This window comes from Pseudomonas syringae pv. coryli str. NCPPB 4273 (assembly GCF_000972175.1).
Classification (GTDB): domain Bacteria; phylum Pseudomonadota; class Gammaproteobacteria; order Pseudomonadales; family Pseudomonadaceae; genus Aquipseudomonas; species Aquipseudomonas syringae.
In genome coordinates, this window is record NZ_AWQP01000019.1 from 210,911 (window position 1) to 235,742 (window position 24,832).

Genomic DNA, 24,832 nt, shown 5'->3' on the forward strand with positions numbered 1-24,832 from the left:
TCAGGTACCCGCAAGCGTAATGCATCGTGCGCCTGGCAGGTATCACTGATCGTTCAACACAGCGCTCGCGTAGAACTCATGCAGTTTCGCTTGCAGTAACTGTCTGTCCGGCAGGCGGGTCTGGTACTCGGCAATCAACGCGGGTGAAAGCGAGCGGTTCAGAGCGTACTCGACGACTTCGTCGTTTTTGCTGGCGCAGAGTAAAACGCCAATGGCCGGGTTTTCATGGGGTTTGCGTTCGTTGCGGTCCAGCGCTTCCAGGTAGAAGTCCAGCTTGCCGAGGTATTCGGGCTCAAAGCGGCCGACCTTGAGCTCAATGGCAACGAGGCAGTTGAGGCCTCGATGGAAAAACAGCAGATCCAGAGCAAAGTCCTGGCCGCCGACCTGCAACGCGTACTCGGAGCCGACAAAACAGAAATCGCGGCCTAGCTCGATCAGAAAGTCCCTCAGGCGTCTCAACAAGCCGCCATGCAGGTCCGCTTCGGCGTGCCCCGGTGGCAGCTCCAGAAACTCCACCATGTAGGCATCACGGAATATATCCAGTGCGGCCGGCCGGGTTTCCTTGAGCATCGCCGAGGCTTTGGCTGGCTGGGTGACAGTGCGCTCGAATAGAGCGTTCTTGAATTGGCGCTCAAGTTCGCGACTGGACCACTTTTCCCTGATTGCCATACGCAGATAAAACTCACGCTCTTCGGGGCGCTTGCTTTGACTGAAGATGATCAGGTGATGGGTCCAAGGCAATTGTGTCAGCACCGCTGACACAATCTCATCATCGCGGTAGACCTCAAAGAATTGGCGCATGCGAAACAGATTACGACGTGTGAAACCACGCAGTCCTGGCTGGGTGGTGGCCAGATGCTCGGCAAGCTGGGTGACCACCGCGTCACCCCATTTCAGCGTTTTCAAGCTTGCGACTGATGTAAGCGCCGACTTGCCAGTAAAGCTCGATCAATTGGGTGTTCACCGCCTGTGCGGCCTGCTGTCGAGCGCTCCGGATCATGGCGAGCACTTCGTCAAAGCGATCATGTACAGGCGTATGCGGTGTGTTGGGAGTACTCATACTGAAAGTACTCCACTGCGTGGCAACCTGATGGGCGATTGCAAGCGAAAGTCTGGAAGAACAGTTGTTCGGCTCATAAAGGCGCGTCCTTGGGCGGTGGCTAAGGTCGGCTACTTTACGTGCAGATCAGGACGTTCTGTTCCAGAGTTTCCTGTGGGTTTGTAGCATCAGGTTTCTGTCCGCGAAGGACTTGACGTGTGCCTTATTTATCCAGATCGGACGCCTGATGCCGCTCCGGAACCTGATCGGCTTCTTCGCCCCAGGTGCGGTTGACCTTCTGGCCTCTGATGACGGCAGGACGTGCGGCGATTTCTTCGGTCCAGCGAATCAGGTTCGGGTATTCGTGTACCGAGAGGAATTCGGCAGCCGAATACACCTTGTTCTGCACCAGTGCGCCATACCATGGCCAGACCGCGATATCGGCAATCGTGTAGGTGTCGCCAGCCAGGTAGCGGTGCTCGCCCAGACGACGGTTCAGCACATCGAGTTGGCGCTTGGCTTCCATCGCGAAGCGGTTGATGGGGTATTCGAGTTTCTCGGGCGCGTAGGCATAGAAATGCCCGAAACCACCTCCCAGATACGGCGCAGCGCCCATCTGCCAGAACAGCCAGTTCAGCGTTTCGGTGCGGCCTGCCGGGTCGGCGGGCAGGAAGCTGGAAAACTTCTCTGCCAGGTACAGCAGGATAGAGCCGGACTCGAATACCCGAACAGGTGTTTCATGGCTTCGATCCAGCAATGCCGGGATCTTGGAATTGGGATTGATCTCGACAAAGCCGCTGGAGAACTGATCGCCCTCGGAGATGCGGATCAGCCAGGCATCGTATTCCGCGCCGCTGTGCCCGAGCGCCAGCAGCTCTTCGAGCATGATCGTGACCTTCACGCCGTTGGGGGTGGCCAGCGAATAAAGCTGCAGCGGGTGCTTGCCGACCGGCAGCTCCTTGTCGTGAGTGGGGCCGGAGACGGGCCGGTTGATGCTGGCGAACGTGCCGCCCGCTTTTGTTTCCTGCTGCCAGACCTTCGGCGGGGTGTAGGACGTTTGGGTCATGAGGAGCCTCGCTTGTTCAAGGGTGATCGCTGGAACGGTCGTGTTGCAAAGGACCATTGACGTTATAGATCAACGCGCGTGCAGGGAAGTGCCTTGCGATCGTGAACGAGTGTGGCGAGGGGCGCATTTCGCTGCCGTTGGTAGCTTGTAGAATATTCCTACAGGAACTAAGGCGGCGTCCTATAGCTGTAGCTGGGTAAAAGAAGAGAACATGTGTTCGCAGCATGAGGCCATAAGGTTATCCATTTATAATCTTGGTTGTCAAAGTCGCTCTCTCTGATTTACCTATTAATAGCTGGATACCGTATGCCGTCTTTTTGCAGTCCGGGCGTTATGAAGTGGCGTGACCTGATCATCAATCTTGTTTCCAAGGAAATAAAAATCCGTTACATGGGCGCAACGTTGGGCTTCGTCTGGTCATTGGGCAATCCGCTGGTTGTAACACTCACGTATTACACGGTGTTCACCTATATTCTGCCCAGTAGTCAGGACCGCTTCGCGCTGCACCTGGTGACAGGTGTTGTCCACTGGATGCTTCTGGCACAAATTGTTTCGCAAAGCGGAGAGTGGCTGATCAATAACGGCAACCTCATTCGAAAGTTGCGTTTCCCACGTTTGTTGTTACCCATCTCCGGGGCGCTGGCAATTGTAGTGTTCTGGGCCGGCTGCATGCTCGTCTATGCATCGCTATTTGCCATGCTCGGTGGTGTCTTTTCACGTGCGCTGTTGTTTTATCCGATTGTGCTGATCGCATTCATGGCATTGATCATGGGCTTTGGTCTGGCACTCAGTGTCATTCAGGTCACCGTACGGGATGCCAAGCACTTCATCGACGTGTTTCTACCCTTGCTGTTCTGGCTCACACCCATTGTATGGGTGACTTCATCGCTGCCCGACGGTATCGCCCGCATTGCGGCTTATAACCCGATAGGCCTGTACTTCAACACGTTCACCAGCATTCTGCATGCCGGAGTCGTTCCGGAGACCTGTGACCTGCTGCTGTGCGTGCTCATGGGCGCTGCGTCGCTGCTTGTGGGTCTGTTGATGTTCAGGAAGGTGGACAACGTGGTGGAATATCTATGAGTCGCGTCGTCATCAAGGCAGAAAACCTCACCAAACAGTTTGTTCTACGCCACAACAGGGGTGGTTTGAAGAAGAAGTTTCTCGGGCTGTTTGACGCTCAATACCGTGAGCGTGCCGAAACATTCACCGCAGTCAGCGATGTATCGTTCACCTTGCACAAAGGTGAGTCGCTTGCACTGGTGGGGCATAACGGTTCAGGTAAAAGTACCTTGTTGCAACTGGTTTCACGCATTCTTGTGCCCACCAGTGGGCGGCTGATCAGCGTGGGCCGGGTGGCACCGCTAATCGAAATAGGGGTGGGTTTTCACCCTGAACTGACCGGCGAGGAAAACATCTACCTCAATGCCAGTCTGTTTGGATTGAGTAACAAGGAAGTGCGTTCGCGCTTCAACGAGATTGTCGATTTTTCCGGTTTGGGAAACTTCATCGATACGCCGGTAAAGAACTATTCGTCAGGCATGTACATGAGGCTGGGTTTCTCAGTCGCCGTTCATGTCGAGCCTCAGACGTTACTGGCTGACGAAGTACTTGCGGTAGGTGACGAAGACTTCAAGCGCAAATGCCACGAACGAATTCGCATGATGCAGGATGACGGGATGGCCTTGATTCTTGTTACCCACGCAGTAGAAGAAGGTAAAGAGTTTTGCCAGCGTTACTTGACGCTCGAGCGTGGCCGGATGACCGAACACGGTTATTACTGATTCATTGTTTCGCGATGCCATGCTTCCAATCAACTTGGCCATCACTCAATTCATAAAGGTATTTCCATGTTGCAAATTATCGTTCCGATGGCCGGGGCCGGGAGTCGCTTTGCGGTTGCGGGCTACACCGATCCCAAACCGTTGATCCCTGTACATGGTGTACCGATGATCAAGGTCGTGATCGACAACCTGACGCCGGAGTGCCCGCACAGATTCATCTTTATCTGTCAGGCGGAACAGGTCGCCCGTTACGGGTTGAGGGAAAAACTGAATGCCTGGGCGCCCGGCTGCGAGATCGTCGAACTCGGTGGCCTGACTGGGGGCGCTGCGTGCTCGGTGTATGCAGCGAGGCACCTGCTCGACGACAGCCAGCAAGTGATGATCGCCAACAGCGACCAGTACGTCGATGTGGATATAAACGCCTATCTGCAGGCAATGAGCGAGAGCGATGCAGAGGGTTTGATCATGACCATGAAAGCCAACGATCCGAAATGGTCGTTCGTGGGCTTCAGTGCAGCAGGCCTGATCGACCGTGTGGTGGAAAAAGAGGTTATCTCTGACGAGGCCACTGTCGGCATCTATAACTTTCGCCGCGCAGGTCAACTGATATCGGCCATCGAAGCGATGGTCGCGAAAGATCTTCGCGTCAATGGCGAGTTCTATGTCGCACCGGTTTACAACGAGCTCATCGGGCAGGGCGCCAAGGTCATTCATTACAGCATTGGTGCAGAAGGTCATGGCATGTATGGCCTGGGCATCCCGGCAGACCTCAACCAGTTCCTGTCGTTGCCGCTAAGCAGGCAGGCAGCCTCGGGAAAAGAGGCCTGACATGCAGATCATCAGCCATCGCGGCTATTGGCTGCAAAAGCCGGAGCGCAATCTGCCCGAAGCCTTTCATCGATCATTCGACCTTGGCTTCGGCACCGAAACCGATGTCCGTGATGTGGCGGGCCAACTGGTCATTTCCCACGACATGCCCGCGGGCGGCGAGCTGACGCTGGATGGCCTGCTCGACATCATGGCGGGCCGCAACCTGCCGCTGGCCATCAACATCAAGGCGGATGGCCTGGCACAGGCTCTCGCCGAAACCTTCGCCCGTTACGGCCATACCAACTGGTTCGCCTTTGATATGGCGGTGCCGGACATGCGCAGTTACCTCAACGCCAACCTCATCACTTACACCCGTCTCAGCGATGTTGAGCCGTCGCCAGCTTGGCTCGAACAGGCAGCCGGCGTCTGGCTTGACGGTTTCGAGGGTGAGTGGTTCTCCAACCAGGTCATTGGCGATCTTCTTTCCCTGGGCAAGCGAATTTGTGTGGTGTCACCCGAATTGCACGGGCGTGGTCATGACGCCCTGTGGCAGCAATTGCTCGAGTTCAGGTCGCAGGACCGTTTGACGCTGTGCACTGATCTTCCCGCAGACGCAGCCACTTTCTTCACGTGAGGCAACCATGATCAAGGCAGTGATTTTCGATATGGACGGTGTCCTTATCGACGCCAAAGAATGGCATTACGACGCATTGAACAAAGCGCTCAGCCTGTTCGGTTACAACATCAGTCGCCACGAACACCTCACCGCCTACGACGGTCTGCCCACTTCGCGCAAACTCGACATGCTGAGTGTCGAACGCGACCTGCCAGTTGCGTTGCACGCCTTCATCAACGAGATGAAGCAGCAGTACACCATGGAGATCGTTTACGCCCAGTGCAAACCGACCTTTGTGCATCAGTACGCGCTGTCATCACTGAAAACGCTGGGTTACAAGCTGGCAGTGGCGTCCAACTCCATTCGCAACACCGTGGAGGTCATGATGAACAGGGCAGATCTCGACCGATACCTCGATCTGCGGCTCTCCAACGAAGACGTCAGGCATGCCAAGCCAGCGCCGGACATCTATACCAAGGCTATCAGCCAGCTGGGTCTTCGGCCTGAAGAATGCCTCATCGTCGAGGACAACGAGAATGGCATCAAGGCCGCCAGAGACTCGGGCGCACATGTCCTGGTCGTGGCTGAAACCTGCGACGTAAACCTCAATAACATTCTTGGCAAAGTCGAACAGATCAACTTCGACAAGGCGGCAGTCCTGTGAGCGCGTTGAATATCATCCTTCTGACCGGCAGGCAGTCAGAGGCGCTGCACGACGAGGGCGAGTACCCGCACTACCTGTGTGAATACAACGGCAAGCCGCTGATTCATACGCTGATAGACAGCTGCGCGGTACTTCAGCCACGCAGGATGATCTGCACATTCTCGAACCACGATATCGCCCGGTTGCACCTTCGCAACATGGTTCCGCAGATGCACCCGTCGGCCAGTGTTCTACCGGTTCACAACATCACCCGCGGCGCGGCGTGCACGGCGCTTCTGGCGAGTGAAGAAATCGACAACGATGACGAACTGCTGATTCTCAGTGTCAGCGACTTTCTGGATATCGAGTTGCAGGATGTAGTGCGCACGTTTCGTGAAAGTCATGAGGATGCCGGAGTAGTCATCTTCAATTCTCTGCACCCTCGTTATTCATTCGCGCGCCTGGATAGCGACTGCCGGGTTATCGAAGCTGCCGAAAAAAATCCGATCAGCTCAAACGCCATTGCAGGTGTGTACTGGTTCAAGTCCGGCTCGCTGTTCGTATCGGCGGCCAAAGAAATGATTCGCAAGGACGCCAGGGTCAACGACAACTTCTACATAGCCCCCGCCCTCAATGAGCTGGTGCTGTTGCAGAAGAGGATCGGCGCCTACCGGATCGAACCCAATCAGTACCGGCCATTGAAAACCGACAGTCAGCTCCACGCTTTCGAAGCAGGAGAAATGCGATGAAAACGGCAAGACTGGAAGACATGGTCAAAGGCTGGTTCGTGGGCGGATTCGAACCTGCAGTTTTCAGTACCGAGTCCTGTGAGGTCGGGGTCAAGACCTACAAGGCAGGTGAAAAGGAAGTGGCTCATTACCACAAGGTCGCCACCGAGATAACCGTGCTTATCGCCGGGTCGGTCAACATGCGGGATCAGGTCTGGCATGCCGGCGACATCATCGTTCTGGAACCGGGCGACATCACGGCGTTCGAAGCGCTCACCGATGCGACCACCGTTGTCGTGAAGGTGCCGGGTGCGCTTGCTGACAAGTACGTCGTCTGACCATGAAAACGACCCATCTGCAGCATCACCCAAGCCTCTGTTACATCTCACCGGGTAGTCTGCGCAGCCTCCCGGTGGGACTACTGCTGCCCCATGAGTGTTCCAGCTTCATCTCGTTCCGCGCGCATCCGTTCCGCAAGCCTGAACGGGTGATCAGGAAACTGCATGCCGCACAGCGTCCGTTGTGTCTGTATGGGGCGGGTAGCTACTGTTTTTATGGTGTCCAGAGTGATTCACCGCTGGCACCCCTGCTGCTGTGGGACGGTGCGCACTTTCTGAATGTTGGCGAAAAAATAACGGTCATCGAAGACACGCCTATCGAGTGTTATCTGGATCGTGATTACTTTGCGGGATCACTCAAGGTGATAGCGCGTTCGGCCAACTCGGTCACTTACAAGAAAGTATCCAGGCTGACTGCGGAATCTAACGACGATCTCGACAGCTGGACCTTCGGCATTCCTGTCGGTCCAGGCGACGCCACCGTTCTCAATGCCGTCGTGAAGCGCATTCTGGAAATTGACATCCCGCACAAGGAGATACTGCTGTGCGGCACACCGGGAAGTAATTTCGCCTATTTCGACAAAGTCCGCATCGTGGGGGAGGACATCACTGCCCCGCCCGTGCAGATCTGCAAGAAGAAAAACCGTCTCGCGCTGGAGGCCAGACACAGCAATCTGGTGATCCTGCATGACCGCGTCTTTCTGCCAAAACACTTCGGGGAAGTTGTCCGCCGCTTTGGCCCGCGCTATCCGTTGATGACCTTGCAAAGCATGTTTTTCGATAACCGAATCAGCATGCACCCGCGTCGCTATTCGGATTACGGCATGGCCATGGACGAAGTCGCTCAGGGTCTGCTGGGGCTGCACCGCACCAGCGGTAATGCTCAGTCCATAGCGCCGTCAATATTCCCGGACGTCGACCGGACCGGGTTCTGTTTCGCCAGCCCGATGCGCTACAACAGCGACGCCAGCTACCCGACAGGCAGCCTCTACATTTGTCGCAAGGATGTCTGGAATGCCTGCCCGCTGGACGAGTCCCTGCACTGGGTGGAGTACGAAGACATCGAGCATGCACTACGCGCGTCCCGGGCAGGTATTCCAAACCGTATCAATCCCTTTGGCATCACTCAGTCGGTGACCTCCCGGGCGCTGCTGGGTGGCAAGGGTTCAGTCGAATCGGCTAACGGGCGCCTTGAGGTGTCCGGGCCTTGCTATGTGTCCCTGCTTCAAAAGAAACCTCTTTTCAATCTGTCTGCCGAGGCCGCATTGGCCAGACTGCAACAGTTCGGGGACAAATACCTGGCCAATCCATCGACAGTTGTCATTCCTACCGGTCTCGAGCGCATCTCTGTTCGAGCCTGGGTCGAACTGATTGATCGCGTGGCTCAGCAGTCCAGCTTCAGAAATGATATCGACGCAGTCAGAGAATTTCTCGCCGACTTCGAGAGGCTCATGCTGTTCGACCAATTGACAGAAACCCGTCAGGAATATCTGGTCAATCGCTTCCTCACAGATCCTGTGCTGGCCAAACAGACACTGATCACGCAAAGCTGTGAGGTACGCAATATGTTGCGTCAACGCAGCACGCAGACCTGGTTCGTCCGCCAGCAGGATGACTACTTTCACCACAATCTTCTTTCGCTCCCCGGCATTCTGATTTCTGCGATTCGTGTGTACAGAAATAACGGAAAAATCTTCTATTTCGAAAGCCTGTGGGCTGCCGTGAGGGCGGTCTACAACTCCACACCTTTCAAGTCCTACATCCAGGGGGCGAAGTGAAGGTATTCGTCGTTTCCCATCTGAGCCCCAGCCCCTCCAGTCATCAGTTGATCTGTCAGCTGGCGCACATTCAGCACGAGCACAGAAAGACCGTTCCCGTGCTTGTGATTGATGACCGCTACAACCTGACCGAACTACCCGTCAGCGATCTGCCGGCGGAACATGCCCAGTTCAGCCTGGAAGACTTTCTTCACGACAATGGTCTGAGCGGCATTGTGGCGAACAGAATTGCCCAGCATATGGATAAAGTCGAAAGCGACTGGGTGCTGATTGATTTTGGCCAGCATGACTCGGCTACCTGCATGGACTTCATCCAGAAAATTGCTCGTTACAACTATCTGAGCGCCAGGCTGCGAAAGCGAAACCTCGTGATCATGGTGCCCGCCATGCATCTAGGCATTTATTCGCGAACCCTCAATGCGTCGTTCAATAATTTACCGGCAAGCACAACCGCCTCAGCCCGTTCTGTTCAGATTAGAAGGCTATTCATGGTCACTCGTCTTGAGAGAGTACTGATAAGTCTTCCATTGCTGGCGGGCATCCTGCGTCGAATACGGCGTGTTGTTCTGCGCGTCTTTCGGCGTGTTGCAAGATCCCATTGACCGATCTGCCGCTAGCCGTTGGTAGCAGGCGCTTCTCATTACAAGGTTAAACACATGCCTCATCTTGTGGCCGTCGATTCCAGAAAAATCAGCGTGGTTATTCAGGGCCCCCTGTATCGCAACCTGAGTTCCAAACGAAACATCTTCGCTTGCATCGCGTCGATCCGGACGCACTTGCCGGATGCCGAAATCATCGTTTCGACCTGGCGTCATGAAGATACGTCCGATGTGAAGGCGGACCAGATCGTCATGTCGGATGATCCGGGTGCCTTCGTCGATGATGCCGGTAATCAGATCAACATCAATCGCATGCTGCGATCGACGTTATGCGGTATTCAAAGCGCTTCAAGACCCTATGTCATGAAAATGCGCGCCGACCACAATCTGACCAGCGCGTCACTGGCTGTCATAGGCCAGTCTGATGATACCGAGCCGGGCGAGACCCAACTGTTCGACACACCCATCACTACCACGACGCTTTATATTCGCGACCCTGAACGGTTGCCGATGTTGTTCCACATATCGGATCTCGTTCAATTCGGCACGCGCGACGCGATGCTCGCCATGTGGGAGCAACCCCTGTTCGAAAGGCACGCGCTTTTCAACGACCGGCCGTCTCGCAACCCGTTTGGCAACTTCATTGGCTACACATCCGCGCGGCTAGTCAGCGAGCAGGCACTGATGCTGGGTGTCATGCACAGGAAGGGCATCAACGCCCGGCTTGCGCGACCCTGCGAGGTAGGGCTGAGCAACCTGAAATTATGGGACAACGTCTTGAGACGCAACTTCAGAGTGCTGAACCACTGCGAGGCTGGCGTCGACTTCCCTGAACGCTTTCTGACCAGCCGCCGCGTGCTGACGACGCTCTACAAAGCCTCTGCGATAGAGCAATTGCAAAGGCTCGACCCGAAGGGCTACAGGCTGAGAATTGCGCGCATCTGGCTCAATCAATACCTGCTGACCTGCCTGCGCCCCGGCTGGTGGGTGTCCTTTGCGACCATCGTACTGTTCAGCACCTCACCGACCCTTGCCAAGCGCATCCGCTCGTACTGGCGCACGCTCAGGAAGGTAGCGCATGCGGAGTCTTATCGGGTTTGAGGGCTGGGCGTGTGTAGGTATCGAAATACGTCACGCGTTACGCAAGCGTTCATCCAGCATATCCAGCAAAGCTTGCTGACTCATCGAAGCCTGCTTTGCATAGCACGAGACCAGCAGCTCAAGCGGATGAATTCCGATCCTGGTCGCGAGCTGGTCCAGCTTCTCAAGCGTCGGGCTCTTCAACCCGCGTTCGATCTCGGATAGATACGTCCTGCCACTGACCCCAACAAAATCCTCTTGCGTGAGACCCTTCGCTTCGCGCGCTTCTTTCAGTGCCGCTCCGATTGCGTTGCTCAGATCCATTGCGCTGCTGTCGCGATTTTCGATCATGGGCGAGCCATCGATTCCAGCTTACTGAGCAACGCATATGGATCAGCCCCGATCCCCCGGCAGACATCCATGAACTCAATGACATCGAGCCTGCGCTCGGCATTCTCTGTCTTCGAGATAAACGACTGCGGTCGCCCTAGCCTGACGGCTAATTCTTTTTGCGTCATACCGGCTGCGTTGCGCGCTTCCAGCAAAAGATCAAGCAACACCTGATAGCGAGCGTTATGGATGGTTTTCACTTGGGCACGCCGTCTGAATAGTCCGGCTACCTAAATAAACCTGATTTGGGATTATCCCAAAATAGGTTTTTCGATTAAGATATGTACCTCAAGGATGTACGCACACGTTCACGGAGGTCTTATGAAAATCAGAAAACCCCAGTTGCTGCGCCGTAGGCGTCTTTACCTTGGCTTGTCGCTTACGCGAAACCTATGTCCACAATGTCGTGCGCTAAAGCAACGCTCTAAGGCCATCTCATCCGCCCCGGTACCTGATGTCATGACCCAGCGCCAAATCGTCAGCGCAATGTATGCCTATCTCATGACCAGCTGGGAAGAACTGCCCGAACAGAACAAGCGTGCGCTTGGCTTCGATTCAATCGTGGGCGGTGAAGAGGAAGAGGCAGCGCTGAATCGATTGGCAACGCTGTTTATGGAGTATGCGGATGTTTCCCTGCGCAGGGCGCTGGTGGCGCGGCGGAGGCGTTTGGGGGAGTGAAAGTGATTGAGCGCCGAACGCGACATCTCAAAGAGTTATTCTCGAACCTGAGGGACTGGTCGGCCAGCAATCTCAAATACCCGCGCTTCTGTGCACCGCATTACCCGGATCTTCGATTTGGTCAGCGAGCTGATGACCAAACTGAACAGCGCCGTAGAACGCGATAGCTATGCCTGGCAGACTGCTTTGCTCTGCTGCAGCACGCTGGGGCAAAACGTCACGAACCTACCAGTTGAAATGAGCGTTGTCTTCGCAGTGGACTGCTATTTTGATAGTCAAAACACAGAGTAGATGAGACCTAGGGTGCGGCTATCTCTGGACTGAGATTGCTGGCAGTCAACCGCTTTAACGCAATGCCGAGAGCTTGATCATCGAACAGCCTGCTTTTCCGAGCCGCCGCACCTGCGCCTCCATCCCAATGTTTCAATGCTTCACGCACTGCCGGAACCGTTGGAGAAACTCCCGACTTACTCAATAACCAGTCAACCGTCGCCAACAGCTCCATGCCGAAAGGCGACTCAAAGCCGTCAATCAGCTCTGCGGTGCGCTCCAGAGCTTGGGAATATTCCTTGGCCTCTGTTTTCAGATAGGTTTGCAGAAAAGCCTTACGGCCCTCGTCAAACCAGATCACGTCGTTAATACCTGCGTCGCTGATGCGTTTATCGCAATGCAGGTAGCTGCCATCGAGATTGTCGAGCAGATGCTCAAGGCGATTGGCGTATGGCCCATATTTGTGGGCTACAAATTTGAGATCCAAGGGGTTCTTTGCGCTTGGCAATTGTTCTATCGAACGCTCCAGAAACCAAGCGAGCTTCTGAATCTCAAGCAGGCTACATTCCATGCCCAAAACCCAGTAACGCCGAACGAGTTCGGCGATGAGTGCACGTGCAGGCGTCAGCTTCTCGACACCGCTGCGCTTCGCGACATTCAGATATTGATCGGTGGGTTCAAAGACAAGTACATCGACATCCAGATCACTCAAGACATCAACAATCTGCTCACGGACCTCTACCCATTTCAAACCGCCATTACCAGCACCGAGAGGTGGAACTGCTACGGATTTGACTTGGTTATCGATCAAAAAGCGGCGCAGGTCCCGTAAGCCTTCAGTTATCCATGCCATCTGCGAGGGGGAACGCCAGTGACGCTTGGTAGGAAAATTCACTATCCAGCGCGGCCCGTCCAGTTCGTTGACTGCCGTTACGTGAACCTTTCCGGTCTCTACCTCACCAGCCTTGCACGCCGCCGAATAGAGGCGGTAGTTTTCGGTGAAGCGCTCCTTGAACATCAGTGCAATGCCTTTTCCCATCACGCCTACCGTGTTCACCGTGTTCACGAGAGCTTCGGTATCTGCTTCCAGCAGATTGCCTTGGGTGAATCTGATCATTGGAAATACCATCCCGGGCGCGCGTGGACAGGCAAGGTCAGACCTCTGGCGGCAACGTCTTGCTCAATACGTTCTTTCGTTGCATCGTCGTAGCACATGATGCCAAGGAGTCCTGTGATCGGTAGGTGATGGTGAATGAGCGCTTCGGCCTGATAACGCTCCATCCTACGTGGATCATCAGCATCGCGCTTGAAATCGCGTCGCTGGATTATAGACCAGTCGACCCGGTCAAGATCTGCCAGATCGCTGTAGTAGTCGGTCCAGTCGGGATAGGCATGTGCGTTGGTGAAGACGAAAGCGAGACCGAGATGTTCGGCGCGGGGAAGGCTTGAGACCAGAATCACTATTTCTTCATTGCTACGCTGCTGAACGCTCCACCCGGACTGGATGTTTTTCATCATCACAGAGAAAGGTGTGAAGTAGAACGGCACGTAGTCAGACAATACGCCCCCGGGAGCAATGGGAACAACGCGGTTGCGGCGTTTGTCGATCAGGTCGGTGTTGCCGATGTTCACATAATACGGTGCCTGCACGTCGGAGCTGGCGCAATGTAGGCCGTTATCCAGAATCCAGGGCAGATTATCGCGATGGACGATCCGCCAAATCAGAGCCTTTGCTGGATTCAGACTGCGATAAATCATCTAAGAAACATTCCCCTGTTCACCCCGAGCTGCACATTAAAACCAGCGTCGCGCATTTTAGCCCCGCAGAACGCCTCAATCTCGGCATTCGAAACAAAAAACTTGAAGAAATCTTGAGGGGAAACAATATTGGGCGATAGGCACTCTGCCATGCAGACGCTTTTACATTCGGCATCATGATAGTCCCTCACATTCATGACGGCCCAATTGATAGCTTCGAAACCTTCGGCATAGTCGGGTAGCTGAATGGCATGATCAGCTTGGGGGTGTTGGGGGATGATCTTCCAGCGGTTTTTGAGCGCGAAGTTTCGATGAATCGTGATCACGGCAAATTGGAGGTCAAGCCTGCTGCGCTGGACGCTTCCTTGTGCTGGCGGAGATTCATGTTGCTTAAGATAGCGAATATTCACTGTCCACCCGCAGGAAGAAAGCAGCAGACATTAAAAAGCCGGCTTGTGGCCGGCTTCTCGTAGGCGGTTCTGATCTATTTTTGATAGACCGCAATCGCCTTCAACAGATGCGCCTCTTGAAGAAGCGCGAATAGGCAACAGGGCAAACGGATCACATGCCCCGTTCAAACACCGCATCGCATGACTGCGTCAGGTGTTCTGGATGGCGAACAGGATACTGAACTTCGCCTTCCATGCCCAGCCCGAATGCCTTTCAGCCGCAAACACCTCATAACAGCAGCATGGCATTGCGTCGGCTGTTCAGTGTCGACCACCAGAATATCCAGCCCAGAATCCTTATTTTTTCCCGGTCGATGTCTTCGGCGCTGAACAGTTCGTCCGGGTATTCGGCGTCGTTGTGGCTGCGCAGGCGCAGGCCACCGTTGGGCAGGCGGTAGAGGTAGCGGACGCGCAGGATGCCGCCGTGTTCCAGGGCGTAGATTTCGCCGTCGATGACCTGGGTCAGTTCGCGGTCGACGCCGAGGATCGAGCCGTCCTGGATCTTGTCGGCCATGCTGTTGCCGACCATGGCGACGCACATGCAGTTTTTCGGGTCGATGCCCATGTTCTGCAGGACTTGCAGGGGCAGGCGGATTTTCTGTCCGGGGGCTTCGGCGAGGACGGTCTTGCCGACGCCGTGGGTGGATTCGGCTTCCATGAAGATCTGGATTTCCACGTCGCCGCGCGACACGTTTCTGGCCTGATGAATGATGACGCGGGTATCGCCGCCAGTGTTTTCATTGGCGCATTCGTTAGGGTGTTTGGGGCCTTCGCCGGTGCGCAGCCAGCGGGCGTTGACGGTCAACAGTTCAGCCACCTCGTCAATCCGCGCCATGGGCACGCCGCGCTTGAACCAGTTATTGACGTGTTGCGGCGTGATTTTGCGGTTGGCGGCAAAATCAGTCGCTGTGAGATGGCACTCCCGAAGGAGGATGCGGAGTCGATCACCTGATGTATTCATAGTGTCGAAGTCTACGGGCGTCGCCGGGGCGTTTAAATGAACGAGGTGTTGACGTCGACGTTATCCCAGGGTGGGCGTGGCTATCCGGACTACGGATGGAATGAATGTCGTGTAGGTGGATTCCGTAATAGCGCTTTTGGCGCTAAACGAGGTATCGCGCGTTTACCCCCGCTATACGGGCATTAACGAACTGTTCATTGAATGTCTAAAAGCCGGGCGCATTTTTAAACGTGCGTGCTGCAAAAAAGATGGATTGTGTTTCGGCGAGCGAGGTGTGCGGGGAGGTGCAGCGAGGAGGGGGGACGCGTGTTTCAGGGCACGGGTGTGGCGTGCCCTGAAACGCCAATCGATGATCAGCCTTTGTAAGCTGCAACCGATTTGGTGATCTCGGCACGGGCAGCGTCAGCATTGCCCCAACCTTCGATCTTCACCCATTTGCCTTTTTCGAGATCCTTGTAGTTCTCGAAGAAGTGCTTGATCTGCTCGAGCAGCAGCGGCGGCAGGTCGGTGTACTCTTTCACATCGACGTACAGCTGGGACAGCTTGTCGTGTGGCACTGCGATAACTTTGGCATCGCCGCCGCCGTCGTCAGTCATGTGCAGGATGCCGACCGGGCGTGCGCGGATAACCGAACCTGGGGTAACCGGGTATGGGGTTACCACCAGCACGTCCAGCGGGTCGCCGTCGTCAGCCAGGGTGTTGGGGATGAAACCGTAGTTGGCCGGGTAGAACATTGGGGTGGCCATGAAACGGTCAACGAACAGGCAATCGGAATCTTTGTCGATTTCGTATTTGATCGGCGCGTGGTTGGCCGGGATTTCGATGGCGACGTAGATGTCGTTCGGCAGGTCTTTACCAGCCGGAATCTTGCTGTAGCTCATTGGGCATTGCCCCCCTGGTTGAACAGACAGATTGTGGCGCGAACCGCCATAAAGTGGTCCGGATTATAGGCATATTCTGTTTTGGTTGCCACGCATGGCCTTGACGGCCGTCAGCTGTCCCGGTAAGCCGGGTCCTGTTGGCGCAGCAGGTCGAGCCGCGCCAGGGTGTCCTGGCGGTAGAACGCTTTCAGTTGTTCGTAGACTGCCGGGTAACTGCCGTGCAGCAGGTCGGGCGCGCTGAAGAAGTATTCGCTGGTCACGGCGAAAAACTCGGCCGGGTCTTCGGCGGCGTAGGGATCGATGGCGGGTTCGGCGTCGGGGTTATGGTCCAGTTGCCGGTTGAGATCATCGAACGCGCTTTGCATGACGCGAGCCCATTCGGTCACCTGCATGTCGCTGTGCAGCGGCGGCAGGCCATTGGCGTCGCCGTTGAGCATGTCTAGCTTGTGCGCCAGTTCATGGATCACCAGGTTGTAGCCTTCCCAGCCGCCGCTGCTCAATACGCCGGGCCAGGCCAGAATCACCGGGCCCTGCAGCCAGGCTTCGCCGCTGTGCTCGCCATCCCACTCGTGTTCGACGCCGCTGGCATCGCGATGGCGCTGCGGGCTGACGAAGTCGTCGGGGTACAACACGATTTCATGAAAACCCTGATACCAGTTCAGTTCGCCGAGGTTCAGCAGCGGTAGCTGCGCCTGGGCGGCGAGGAACAGCCGCTGCTCGTCATCCAGATCAACGCCCGGCAGCGCGCTGAGGTGTTTGTCATGCAGAAACAGCACGCAGGCGTCACGCAGTTGCGCATGTTGCCCACTGCTCAGGCCATCGAGGATCGGCAGACGTGCGCAGACGTTCTGCCATAGCTCTTCAGCAACCGGGTGTCGGGCCAGCGTGCGCTGCCTGCGCCAGTGGCTGAATGACCACATGATTCAGCGCGCGTCGACCGGACGCGCGGTGCGGCTGCGCACCACGCCGATGACCATAGGCACCAGTGAAAGTAGGATGATTGCCAGTACCAGAAAGGTCAGGTTGTGCTTGATGAATGGCACGTTGCCGAAGAAGAAGCCCAGTGTCACCAGGCTGCCGACCCACAGCACCGAGCCCAGCACGCTGAAGCCCACGAAGCGCGGATATGACATTCTGCCGACACCCGCGACGAAGGGCGCAAAGGTGCGGATGATCGGCAGGAAGCGCGCCAGCGTGACGGTCTTGCCGCCGTGGCGTGCGTAGAAATCCTGAGTGCGCAGCAGGTAGTCGCGGCGGAAGATTCGCGATGACGAGTTGCTGAACAGTTTTTCGCCAACCGTGCGGCCGATCACGTAGTTGGTGCTGTCGCCCAGAATCGCTGCGAGCATCAACAACCCTGCCAGCAGGACCGGGTCCATGCCGCCACCGGCAGCCACGGCGCCGGCGATGAAAAGCAGCGAGTCACCCGGCAGGAAGGGCATGATCACCAGTCCGGTCTCGCAGAAAATCACCAGAAACAGGATCGCGTAGACCCATGTGCCGTAGTTGGTCACCAACAGGTCAAGGTAAACGTCGAGATGCAGAATAAGGTCGAGCGGGTTGAATTCCATTAAGGCACCTGAGGCGAGAACCCTGTCCGGGGTCGCATGCGGAAGAAACGACTGCGCGGCATTATAGAAGCAGAATGCGCAGAAGGGGCTTTGGAATAAGCGGCGGGGTTGAATGGGGCGTGAGCGGTACAGCCTTGAGGAGGGAAGAGCAGTCCGCAGTGTTCATCCGGGCTTATGCCGCAAGCCGGGATGATTACGCGAATCTGCCCGGCGGCTGTGAACGGCATAAGCCAGTGTGGTGCCTAGGCTGTGTACGAAAAGTGGCTGCGCTCGGTGATGCTTCGTTAAAAACAGGCTCGGATGCGAGTCCAATCGGAATGCTCATTTACAACACGTAGAGTCGAACGCGACCCCGGCCGTTCCTCGCCTGTTTTTGCCTCGCCTGACCTTCGCTCGCCGACTTTTCGTACAGAGCCTAGTGTGGCGCGGCAGGGCCGTCGAGCAGGAAGTTGCCGATGGGTTTGTCTGAATGATCGTCAGCGCCGTCTGATTCCAGAGTCTGCAGTTCCGCCTCGTCTTTCAGGTTGACCCCGGAAATCTGCCGCCTGCAGGCCTCGCGCATCAGGTACAGCAGCCGATGAGCGGCCATGCCGTAGCTCAAGCCTTCCAGGCGAACATTGGAAATACAGTTGCGGTGCGCATCGTTCAGCCCGACCTTCGGCGCGTAGGTGAAGTACAGGCCCAGACTGTCCGGGGAGCTGAGGCCGGGGCGCTCGCCGATCAGAATGACCACCATCTTCGCACCGAGCAGTTCGCCGACCTCATCGGCCACGGCCACGCGGCCCTGTTCGACCATGATCACTGGCGACAGCGACCAGCCCTCTGCACTGGCCTGTTCTTCCAGGCGAATGAGGAAAGGCACCGCGTGCCGATGCACCGCCAGGGCGGACAGACCGTCGGCGACCACTACCGCCAGATCGAGGCCGCCCGGATGAGCCGCAGCATAGTCGCGCAACGTCTGCGCTGATTCATCATTCAGGCGACGGCCCAGGTCCGGGCGCTGCAGGTAGCTGTCCCGGTCGGCGGCGGCGCTGTGCAGCAGCAGGGTTTCACGACCCTTTTCCGTCAGTTGTGCGCTGATCGCGGCATGGTCGAAGGCCAGATGCACTGCGTCGCGTGCCTGCGCATGGGCGGCTTGAAAGTCCAGCTGCGCAGAGGTCGGCAGGCTGGTGCCGGTACGCCCCAGCGCAATGCGCGCAGGGGTCAGGCGGCGCAGTTCCAGCCATGGATTGGCGGGGGCGGCGCTGTCTTGTAGTTCGTTCATCGGCTCGTCACTCATGCTAGATGCGCCAGCGCCTGACGGAAGGCAGGCGGCAGGCTGTCGCCGAAGCGCACACGGCCGTCGGCCTGGGTGAAGATGCCCATTTTCTCCAGCCAGGCTTCGTATTCCGGCGCAGGACGCAGGCCCAGGCTTTGCCTGGCGTACAGCGCGTCGTGGAACGAGGTGGTCTGGTAGTTGAGCATGATGTCGTCGGAGCCGGGGATGCCCATGATGAAGTTGATCCCCGCGACGCCCAGCAGGGTCAGCAGGGTGTCCATGTCGTCCTGATCGGCCTCTGCGTGGTTGGTGTAGCAGATGTCACAGCCCATCGGCACGCCCAGCAGCTTGCCGCAGAAGTGATCCTCCAGACCGGCACGGATGATCTGTTTGCCGTTGTACAGGTACTCGGGGCCGATGAAGCCGACCACGGTGTTGACCAGAAACGGGTTGAAATGCCGGGCGACGGCGTAGGCGCGGGTCTCGCAGGTCTGCTGGTCGACGCCATGATGCGCGTTGGCCGACAGCGCGCTGCCTTGCCCGGTCTCGAAATACATCAGGTTTTGCCCGAGGGTGCCGCGGTTCAGGCTCAGACCCGCCTCATAGCCTTCCTGCAACAGCTTGAGGCTGATGCCGAAGCTGGCGTTGGCGGCCTCAGTGCCGGTGATCGACTGAAACACCAGATCGACCGGCACGCCACGGTTGATCACCTCAATGGAGGTGGTGACGTGGGTCAGCACGCAGGACTGGGTCGGGATTTCATAGCGCTGGACAATGGCGTCGAGCATTTCCAGCAAGGCGACGATGGACGAGGTGCTGTCGGTGGCCGGGTTGATGCCGATCATGGCATCGCCATTGCCATACAGCAGACCGTCGAGCACGCTGGCGGCAATGCCGGACGGGTCGTCTGTGGGGTGATTGGGTTGCAGGCGTGTCGACAGCCGGCCGCGCAGGCCCATGGTGTTACGGAAGCGCGTCACTACACGGATTTTCTGCGCCACCAGCACCAGATCCTGCACGCGCATGATCTTTGAAACGGCTGCGGCCATTTCCGGGGTCAGGCCGGGTGCCAGCGCGCGGAGACTGGTTTCGTCGGCCTTGTCGCTGAGCAGCCAGTCGCGAAAGCCGCCGACTGTCAGATGACTGACCGGGGCGAACGCCAGTTTGTCGTGGGTGTCGATGATCAGCCGGGTGACTTCGTCCTGTTCGTAAGGGATCAGGGCCTCTTCAAGAAAGTGCTTGAGCGGAATGTTCGCCAGCGCCATCTGCGCAGCGACTCGCTCGCCGTCATTCTGCGCCGCGACTTCGGCCAGATAATCACCGGAGCGCGCAGGACTGGCCTTGGCCATGACTTCTTTGAGGCTGTCGAAGCGGTACGTCTGCGCACCGACAGAATGGGAAAAGCTCGCCATACAGATTCTCCATGACGTCGCGCTGCTTGCGTCGGACGTAGTCTTTCGCTGAACCGGGTACGTCCCGGTTCAAACGACTGTGGGACGCGATGCAAGCAATTAATACTCCATCCTGACCGGGAGTGCGAGTTTGCAACTATGAGCGGAGGATTCAGAGCAAAGATGCATCACGCCAGGGCGGTGGGCCAATGCGCGATGCACAGGGTTGGTGCGCGATGTTTTTGAGATGACTATCGCGCTGACACCGCGCCTTCAGGATCGGACGCAGAGCGTCCAGAAAGGCATTCCCACGCGGAGCATGGGAACGATGAACATCTTGAGACGACTATCGTGCCAATGCTCCGCGTGGGCATTCAGTTCGTGACGCTCTGCGTCACAAGCTCGCGCTGACACCGCGCCTTCAGGATCGGACGCAGAGCGTCCAGAAAGGCATCCCCACGCAGTGCGCGGGGACGATCGTTGCGGTGCGGGTGCTAGAAGAAACCCAGCGGGTTGGTGTCGTAGCTCACCAGCAGGTTTTTGGTCTGCTGATAATGCTCAAGCGCGATTTTGTGGGTTTCGCGGCCGACGCCGGATTTCTTGTAGCCACCGAACGCGGCGTGTGCCGGGTACAGGTGGTAGCAGTTGGTCCACACGCGTCCGGCCTTGATCGCCCGGCCCACGCGGTAGGCGCGGTTGATGTCGCGGGTCCACAGACCTGCGCCCAGACCAAACTCGGTATCGTTGGCGATGGCCACGGCTTCGGCTTCGTCCTTGAAGGTCGTGACGCTGACCACAGGGCCGAAGATCTCTTCCTGGAACACGCGCATTTTGTTGTTGCCTTTGAGCAGCGTCGGCTGGATGTAGTAGCCGGTGGACAGGTTGCCCTCCAGCTTTTCCACTTTGCCGCCGGTCAACAGTTCGGCGCCTTCGCCCTTGGCGATGTCCAGGTACGAAAGAATCTTGTCGAATTGTTGCTCGGATGCCTGGGCGCCGACCATGGTGTCGGTGTCCAGCGGGTCGCCGCGCTTGATCTTCTCGACCTTGCGCAGCACCGCTTCCATGAACTGCGGATAGATCGACTCCTGCACCAGCGCGCGGGACGGGCAGGTGCAGACTTCCCCCTGATTGAAGAACGCCAGCACCAGGCCTTCAGCGGCCTTGTCGATGAACTCCGGCTCGGCGCTCATGATGTCTTCGAAGAAGATGTTCGGCGACTTGCCGCCCAGTTCCACGGTGGACGGGATGATGTTGTCCGCCGCCAGTTTCATGATGTGCGAGCCGACCGGTGTCGAGCCGGTGAAGGCAATCTTGGCGATGCGTTTGCTGCTGGCCAGCGCTTCACCCGCTTCGCGGCCATAACCCTGCACGATGTTCAGAACGCCGGGAGGCAGCAGGTCGCCGATCAGTTCGATCAGCACGCTGATGCCCAGCGGCGTCTGCTCGGCAGGTTTGAGCACGATGCAATTACCGGCAGCCAGCGCAGGGGCGAGTTTCCAGGCCGCCATCAGGATCGGGAAGTTCCACGGGATGATCTGCCCGACCACGCCCAGCGGCTCATGAATGTGATAGGCCACGGTATTGCCGTCGATTTCGGCGGCGCTGCCTTCCTGCGCACGCAGCACGCCGGCGAAATAGCGGAAATGGTCGGCGGCCAGAGGGATATCGGCGTTGAGGGTTTCGCGGATTGCCTTGCCGTTGTCCCAGGTTTCGGTGATGGCCAGGACTTCCAGATTGGCTTCGATACGATCGGCAATCTTCAGCAGGACCAGCGAGCGGGCCTGCACCGAGGTCGAGCCCCAGGCTGCAGCGGCGGCGTGCGCAGCGTCGAGTGCCTTGTCAATGTCTTCGGCAGTGGAGCGCGGAAACTCTGCGATGGCCTTGCCGGTGACCGGCGATGTGTTGGTGAAATACTGGCCTTTGACCGGCGCGACGAACTCGCCGCCTATGTAGTTACCGTAGCGTTCCTTGAAGTTGACGATGGCGCCTTCGGTACCGGGATGAGCGTAACGCATGGTATGTCTCCTGGTTCTTGTTGTGAGGGAGTCTGAGTCGATTCTGCTTTCGGGTATCTGGCAATGAGCGTTCAAGAATAGGCCATTTGCATTCGGCCGTGGCTAGGACTTTAGGCTTATCTGCCGGGCATTGAAATGGGGCGTGTGCGCAAGACGACGGACAAACTCAGGGTGCCATTTCACCGCCCCTACGTTAACCTGCGTAGATGTTCTGAGAGGTTGGTCATGCATATTCATATCCTTGGTATCTGCGGCACGTTCATGGGGTCTCTGGCGGTGCTCGCCAAAGAGTTGGGGCACCGGGTCACTGGCTCCGACGCCAATGTCTATCCACCGATGAGCACCCAGCTCCAGGCGCAGGGCATCGAGCTGACCCAAGGCTATGATCCCGTGCAACTGATCCCCGCGCCGGACCTGGTGGTAGTCGGCAACGCGCTGTCGCGTGGCAACCCGGCGGTTGAATATGTGCTCAACACAGGTTTGCCGTATGTGTCTGGCCCGCAGTGGCTGGCGGACCATGTGCTGCAAGGCCGCTGGGTACTGGCCGTGGCCGGCACACACGGCAAGACCACCACCAGCAGCATGCTGGCCTGGGTGCTGGAACACGCGGGCATGAGCCCCGGCTTCCTGATCGGAGGCATCCCGCAGAACTTCGCCGTGTCGGCGCGTCTGGGCGAGACCCCGTTCTTTGTGGTCGAGGCCGATGAGTACGACAGCGCGTTCTTCGACAAACGCTCCAAGTTCGTCCACTACCGTCCGCGGACAGCGATCCTCAACAATCTTGAGTTCGATCATGCCGACATCTTCCCCGACCTGCCGGCCATCGAACGTCAGTTTCACCATCTGGTGCGTACCATCCCCAGCGAAGGCCTGGTGATCCATCCGACTACCGAGCCGGCGCTGTCGCGGGTCATCGAGATGGGCTGCTGGACGCCGGTACAGACCACGGGCCAGAACGGTCAGTGGCAGGCACGACTGTTGAGCGAAGACGGCTCGCGCTTTGAAGTACTGTTCGAAGGCGAGCTTCAAGGCTCCGTTGACTGGGACATGACCGGTCAGCACAACGTGGCCAACGCCCTGGCGACGCTGGCAGCCGCTCGCCATGTGGGCGTCGTGCCGTTGCTGGGTGTGCAGGCGCTCAGCGCGTTCAAGAGCGTCAAACGGCGTATGGAAAAGGTCGCCGACGTGCGCGGCATCACTATTTATGATGACTTCGCTCATCATCCCACGGCCATTGCGACCACGCTGGACGGCCTGCGCAAAAAGGTCGGTGATGCATCGATCATTGCAGTCATCGAGCCGCGCTCCAACTCGATGAAGCTTGGCGCGCATCGCGACGGTCTGCGGGAAAGCGTGATTCAGGCGGATCAGGTGGTCTGGTATGCCCCGCCCAATCTGGGCTGGGACCTGGCGGCAACAGTCGCGGGAGGCACTGTGCCTGCATTGGTCTGTGATTCCCTTGAGGCAATCATCGCTCAGGTCAAAAGCCAGGCGCAGCCCGGCACGCACATCGTGATCATGAGCAACGGCGGCTTTGGCGGTCTGCATGGCAAGCTGGCGGAGGCGTTGCAATGAGCGGCCCGGAGCGCGTCACCGTCGCGATGACCGGTGCATCAGGGGCGCAATATGGCCTGCGTTTGCTGGATTGTCTGGTGCGTGAGGACCGGGAAGTACATTTCCTGATCTCCAAGGCGGCGCAACTGGTGATGGCCACCGAGACCGACGTGCGTCTGCCGCCCAAGGCGATGATGATGCAGGCGTTTCTGACGGAGTACACCGGTGCGTCTGCCGGTCAGATTCGCGTCTATGGACGCGATGACTGGATGTCGCCAGTGGCCTCCGGCTCCGGTGCGCCCAGCGCGATGGTGGTGGTGCCGTGTTCCACCGGTTCGCTGTCGGCGATCGCCACCGGGGCCTGCAACAATTTGATCGAGCGCGCCGCTGACGTGACGCTGAAGGAGCGCCGCCAATTGATTCTGGTGCCGCGCGAGGCGCCGTACTCCAGCATTCATCTGGAACACATGCTCAAGCTGTCGAACATGGGCGCAGTGATTTTGCCAGCGTCTCCCGGCTTTTATCACCAGCCGCAGACCATCGACGACCTGGTGGACTTTATTGTCGCGCGGATCCTCAACCTGCTGAATATTCCTCAGGACATGTTGCCGCGCTGGGGCGAGCACCATATTGGCGGCGATGAATAAGCTGCTGATGGTAGCGCTTGCGCTGGCGCTGACCGGCTGCGCGACGGCACGCACGCTCAATGCGGCCAAACCGGGCGCGCCGGTGGTGTATGCCGGTACGCGCTTGAATATGTACGCGCTGCAAGGTGGTTGCTGTGCCGCCGACCGATTCGGCGCAGAAGCTCCCAGCTACCCGGGCCTGGACCTGCCGGGCAGTGCGCTGCTCGACACCCTGCTGCTGCCACTGTCATTGCTGACGGCAGCGGGGCTAGGGGTTCAGGCTACGGGTGGGCTTTAGTGTGACGCAGATCATTCCCACCGCGTGGGAATGCATTTCGTGACGCTCCGCGTCACAGCTACATGCTGTATCGGGCTGGACAGAAATCTTGGTGGGAGTGAGCTTGCTCACGAAGACTTTGGTCCAAACGCCATATTTCCGGGGGCTGCACCGGCCTCTTCGCGAGCAAGCTCGCTCCCACAGGTCTGCGTCCAGTTCATCCACTATGCGCAGCCTCACTGGCGCAACACGAACTGCCCGACAAAGCGCCC

General features: G+C 57.6%; 27 protein-coding genes and 1 pseudogene. 14 read left to right on the top strand and 14 right to left on the bottom strand.

The genetic code is table 11. The features are described from left to right. Positions 1-42: 42 nt before the first annotated feature. Together P406_RS09960 and yghU are read right to left on the bottom strand one after the other, a co-directional pair. Positions 43-1,060 (bottom strand): annotated as a pseudogene (locus tag P406_RS09960) (PDDEXK nuclease domain-containing protein). A 202-nt stretch (positions 1,061-1,262) separates the two neighbouring features. After that, positions 1,263-2,105 carry a glutathione-dependent disulfide-bond oxidoreductase gene (yghU, locus tag P406_RS09965; RefSeq protein WP_004409514.1) on the bottom strand — a complete coding sequence of 281 codons (843 nt, stop codon included), beginning with the start codon at positions 2,103-2,105 and terminating at the stop codon, positions 1,263-1,265. Between the two features lie 306 nt (positions 2,106-2,411). On the opposite strand from yghU, the gene P406_RS09970 reads away from it, so the two are divergent. The 10 genes from P406_RS09970 (at position 2,412) to P406_RS10015 (ending at position 10,502) form a co-directional block, all read left to right on the top strand. Beyond that, positions 2,412-3,188 carry an ABC transporter permease gene (locus P406_RS09970; RefSeq protein WP_046236087.1) on the top strand — a complete coding sequence of 259 codons (777 nt, stop codon included), beginning with the start codon at positions 2,412-2,414 and terminating at the stop codon, positions 3,186-3,188. Next, positions 3,185-3,889 (top strand): ABC transporter ATP-binding protein, encoded by a 705-nt coding sequence (locus P406_RS09975; protein ID WP_004409516.1) that lies wholly within the window; start codon positions 3,185-3,187, stop codon positions 3,887-3,889. Before P406_RS09970 ends, P406_RS09975 begins: the two co-directional genes overlap by 4 nt. A gap of 66 nt (positions 3,890-3,955) precedes the next feature. Next, the gene (locus tag P406_RS09980; RefSeq protein ID WP_046236088.1) at positions 3,956-4,717 is read left to right on the top strand and encodes a glycosyltransferase family 2 protein; all 762 of its coding nucleotides are present in this window, start codon (positions 3,956-3,958) and stop codon (positions 4,715-4,717) included. 1 nt (position 4,718) lies between these two features. Continuing rightward, on the top strand, positions 4,719-5,333 hold the full coding sequence (locus P406_RS09985; protein WP_004409521.1) for a PI-PLC domain-containing protein: 615 nt from the start codon (positions 4,719-4,721) through the stop codon (positions 5,331-5,333). A 7-nt stretch (positions 5,334-5,340) separates the two neighbouring features. Further along, positions 5,341-5,979, top strand: coding sequence for an HAD family hydrolase (locus P406_RS09990; protein ID WP_003414540.1), 639 nt, complete (start codon positions 5,341-5,343; stop codon positions 5,977-5,979). Continuing rightward, complete coding sequence (locus tag P406_RS09995; protein WP_046236089.1) at positions 5,976-6,707, top strand: glycosyltransferase family 2 protein; 732 nt, start codon at positions 5,976-5,978, stop codon at positions 6,705-6,707. Before P406_RS09990 ends, P406_RS09995 begins: the two co-directional genes overlap by 4 nt. After that, positions 6,704-7,024 (top strand): hypothetical protein, encoded by a 321-nt coding sequence (locus tag P406_RS10000; RefSeq protein WP_003431896.1) that lies wholly within the window; start codon positions 6,704-6,706, stop codon positions 7,022-7,024. The genes P406_RS09995 and P406_RS10000 overlap by 4 nt, the downstream gene beginning before the upstream one ends. 2 nt (positions 7,025-7,026) lie before the next feature. After that, entirely contained in the window at positions 7,027-8,802 is a 1,776-nt protein-coding gene (locus P406_RS10005; RefSeq protein WP_046236090.1) for a hypothetical protein, read from the top strand. Then, positions 8,799-9,404: a hypothetical protein gene (locus P406_RS10010; protein ID WP_046236091.1), complete on the top strand. Its 606-nt coding sequence runs from the start codon at positions 8,799-8,801 to the stop codon at positions 9,402-9,404. Before P406_RS10005 ends, P406_RS10010 begins: the two co-directional genes overlap by 4 nt. Before the next feature lie 54 nt (positions 9,405-9,458). Further along, the gene (locus P406_RS10015; protein ID WP_046236092.1) at positions 9,459-10,502 is read left to right on the top strand and encodes a WavE lipopolysaccharide synthesis family protein; all 1,044 of its coding nucleotides are present in this window, start codon (positions 9,459-9,461) and stop codon (positions 10,500-10,502) included. A gap of 30 nt (positions 10,503-10,532) precedes the next feature. Here the strand turns inward: P406_RS10015 and P406_RS10020 are convergent, their stop codons facing one another. Both P406_RS10020 and P406_RS10025 read right to left on the bottom strand, forming a co-directional pair. Beyond that, the gene (locus tag P406_RS10020) at positions 10,533-10,805 is read right to left on the bottom strand and encodes a helix-turn-helix domain-containing protein (RefSeq protein ID WP_003317245.1); all 273 of its coding nucleotides are present in this window, start codon (positions 10,803-10,805) and stop codon (positions 10,533-10,535) included. 23 nt (positions 10,806-10,828) lie between these two features. Further along, on the bottom strand, positions 10,829-11,071 hold the full coding sequence (locus tag P406_RS10025; RefSeq protein WP_046236093.1) for a helix-turn-helix domain-containing protein: 243 nt from the start codon (positions 11,069-11,071) through the stop codon (positions 10,829-10,831). 259 nt (positions 11,072-11,330) lie between these two features. On the opposite strand from P406_RS10025, the gene P406_RS29780 reads away from it, so the two are divergent. Then, positions 11,331-11,549 (top strand): hypothetical protein, encoded by a 219-nt coding sequence (locus P406_RS29780; RefSeq protein ID WP_003414556.1) that lies wholly within the window; start codon positions 11,331-11,333, stop codon positions 11,547-11,549. A gap of 298 nt (positions 11,550-11,847) precedes the next feature. Here the strand turns inward: P406_RS29780 and darG are convergent, their stop codons facing one another. From darG to exaC, 10 genes are all read right to left on the bottom strand, one after another. After that, the gene (gene darG, locus P406_RS10035) at positions 11,848-12,936 is read right to left on the bottom strand and encodes a type II toxin-antitoxin system antitoxin DNA ADP-ribosyl glycohydrolase DarG (RefSeq protein WP_046236094.1); all 1,089 of its coding nucleotides are present in this window, start codon (positions 12,934-12,936) and stop codon (positions 11,848-11,850) included. Further along, complete coding sequence (gene darT, locus P406_RS10040; RefSeq protein ID WP_046236095.1) at positions 12,933-13,577, bottom strand: type II toxin-antitoxin system toxin DNA ADP-ribosyl transferase DarT; 645 nt, start codon at positions 13,575-13,577, stop codon at positions 12,933-12,935. Before darT ends, darG begins: the two co-directional genes overlap by 4 nt. After that, positions 13,574-13,987 (bottom strand): DarT ssDNA thymidine ADP-ribosyltransferase family protein, encoded by a 414-nt coding sequence (locus tag P406_RS10045; protein WP_052735675.1) that lies wholly within the window; start codon positions 13,985-13,987, stop codon positions 13,574-13,576. Before P406_RS10045 ends, darT begins: the two co-directional genes overlap by 4 nt. Before the next feature lie 268 nt (positions 13,988-14,255). Beyond that, positions 14,256-14,987 (bottom strand): LexA family transcriptional regulator, encoded by a 732-nt coding sequence (locus P406_RS10050; protein WP_004409537.1) that lies wholly within the window; start codon positions 14,985-14,987, stop codon positions 14,256-14,258. A gap of 353 nt (positions 14,988-15,340) precedes the next feature. Then, positions 15,341-15,868: an inorganic diphosphatase gene (gene ppa / locus P406_RS10055; protein WP_003317259.1), complete on the bottom strand. Its 528-nt coding sequence runs from the start codon at positions 15,866-15,868 to the stop codon at positions 15,341-15,343. 110 nt (positions 15,869-15,978) lie between these two features. Continuing rightward, complete coding sequence (locus P406_RS10060; RefSeq protein ID WP_046236096.1) at positions 15,979-16,788, bottom strand: M90 family metallopeptidase; 810 nt, start codon at positions 16,786-16,788, stop codon at positions 15,979-15,981. A 3-nt stretch (positions 16,789-16,791) separates the two neighbouring features. Then, the gene (locus P406_RS10065; protein WP_003366404.1) at positions 16,792-17,439 is read right to left on the bottom strand and encodes a DedA family protein; all 648 of its coding nucleotides are present in this window, start codon (positions 17,437-17,439) and stop codon (positions 16,792-16,794) included. Positions 17,440-17,854: 415 nt separating this feature from the next. Beyond that, positions 17,855-18,718: an ethanolamine ammonia-lyase subunit EutC gene (gene eutC / locus P406_RS10070; RefSeq protein WP_046236097.1), complete on the bottom strand. Its 864-nt coding sequence runs from the start codon at positions 18,716-18,718 to the stop codon at positions 17,855-17,857. After that, positions 18,715-20,109, bottom strand: coding sequence for an ethanolamine ammonia-lyase subunit EutB (locus tag P406_RS10075; RefSeq protein WP_004407936.1), 1,395 nt, complete (start codon positions 20,107-20,109; stop codon positions 18,715-18,717). The genes eutC and P406_RS10075 overlap by 4 nt, the downstream gene beginning before the upstream one ends. Before the next feature lie 473 nt (positions 20,110-20,582). Continuing rightward, entirely contained in the window at positions 20,583-22,103 is a 1,521-nt protein-coding gene (gene exaC, locus P406_RS10080) for an acetaldehyde dehydrogenase ExaC (RefSeq protein WP_046236098.1), read from the bottom strand. A gap of 225 nt (positions 22,104-22,328) precedes the next feature. On the opposite strand from exaC, the gene mpl reads away from it, so the two are divergent. From mpl to P406_RS10095, 3 genes are read left to right on the top strand one after another with little or no spacing between them, the layout of a single operon-like run. Next, positions 22,329-23,678 carry a UDP-N-acetylmuramate:L-alanyl-gamma-D-glutamyl-meso-diaminopimelate ligase gene (gene mpl / locus P406_RS10085; RefSeq protein ID WP_004409543.1) on the top strand — a complete coding sequence of 450 codons (1,350 nt, stop codon included), beginning with the start codon at positions 22,329-22,331 and terminating at the stop codon, positions 23,676-23,678. After that, positions 23,675-24,304, top strand: a complete 630-nt coding sequence (gene ubiX, locus P406_RS10090; protein ID WP_003366410.1) for a flavin prenyltransferase UbiX — start codon at positions 23,675-23,677, stop codon at positions 24,302-24,304. Before mpl ends, ubiX begins: the two co-directional genes overlap by 4 nt. After that, complete coding sequence (locus P406_RS10095; RefSeq protein WP_032697789.1) at positions 24,297-24,581, top strand: YceK/YidQ family lipoprotein; 285 nt, start codon at positions 24,297-24,299, stop codon at positions 24,579-24,581. The genes ubiX and P406_RS10095 overlap by 8 nt, the downstream gene beginning before the upstream one ends. The last annotated feature ends 251 nt before the right edge of the window (positions 24,582-24,832 follow it).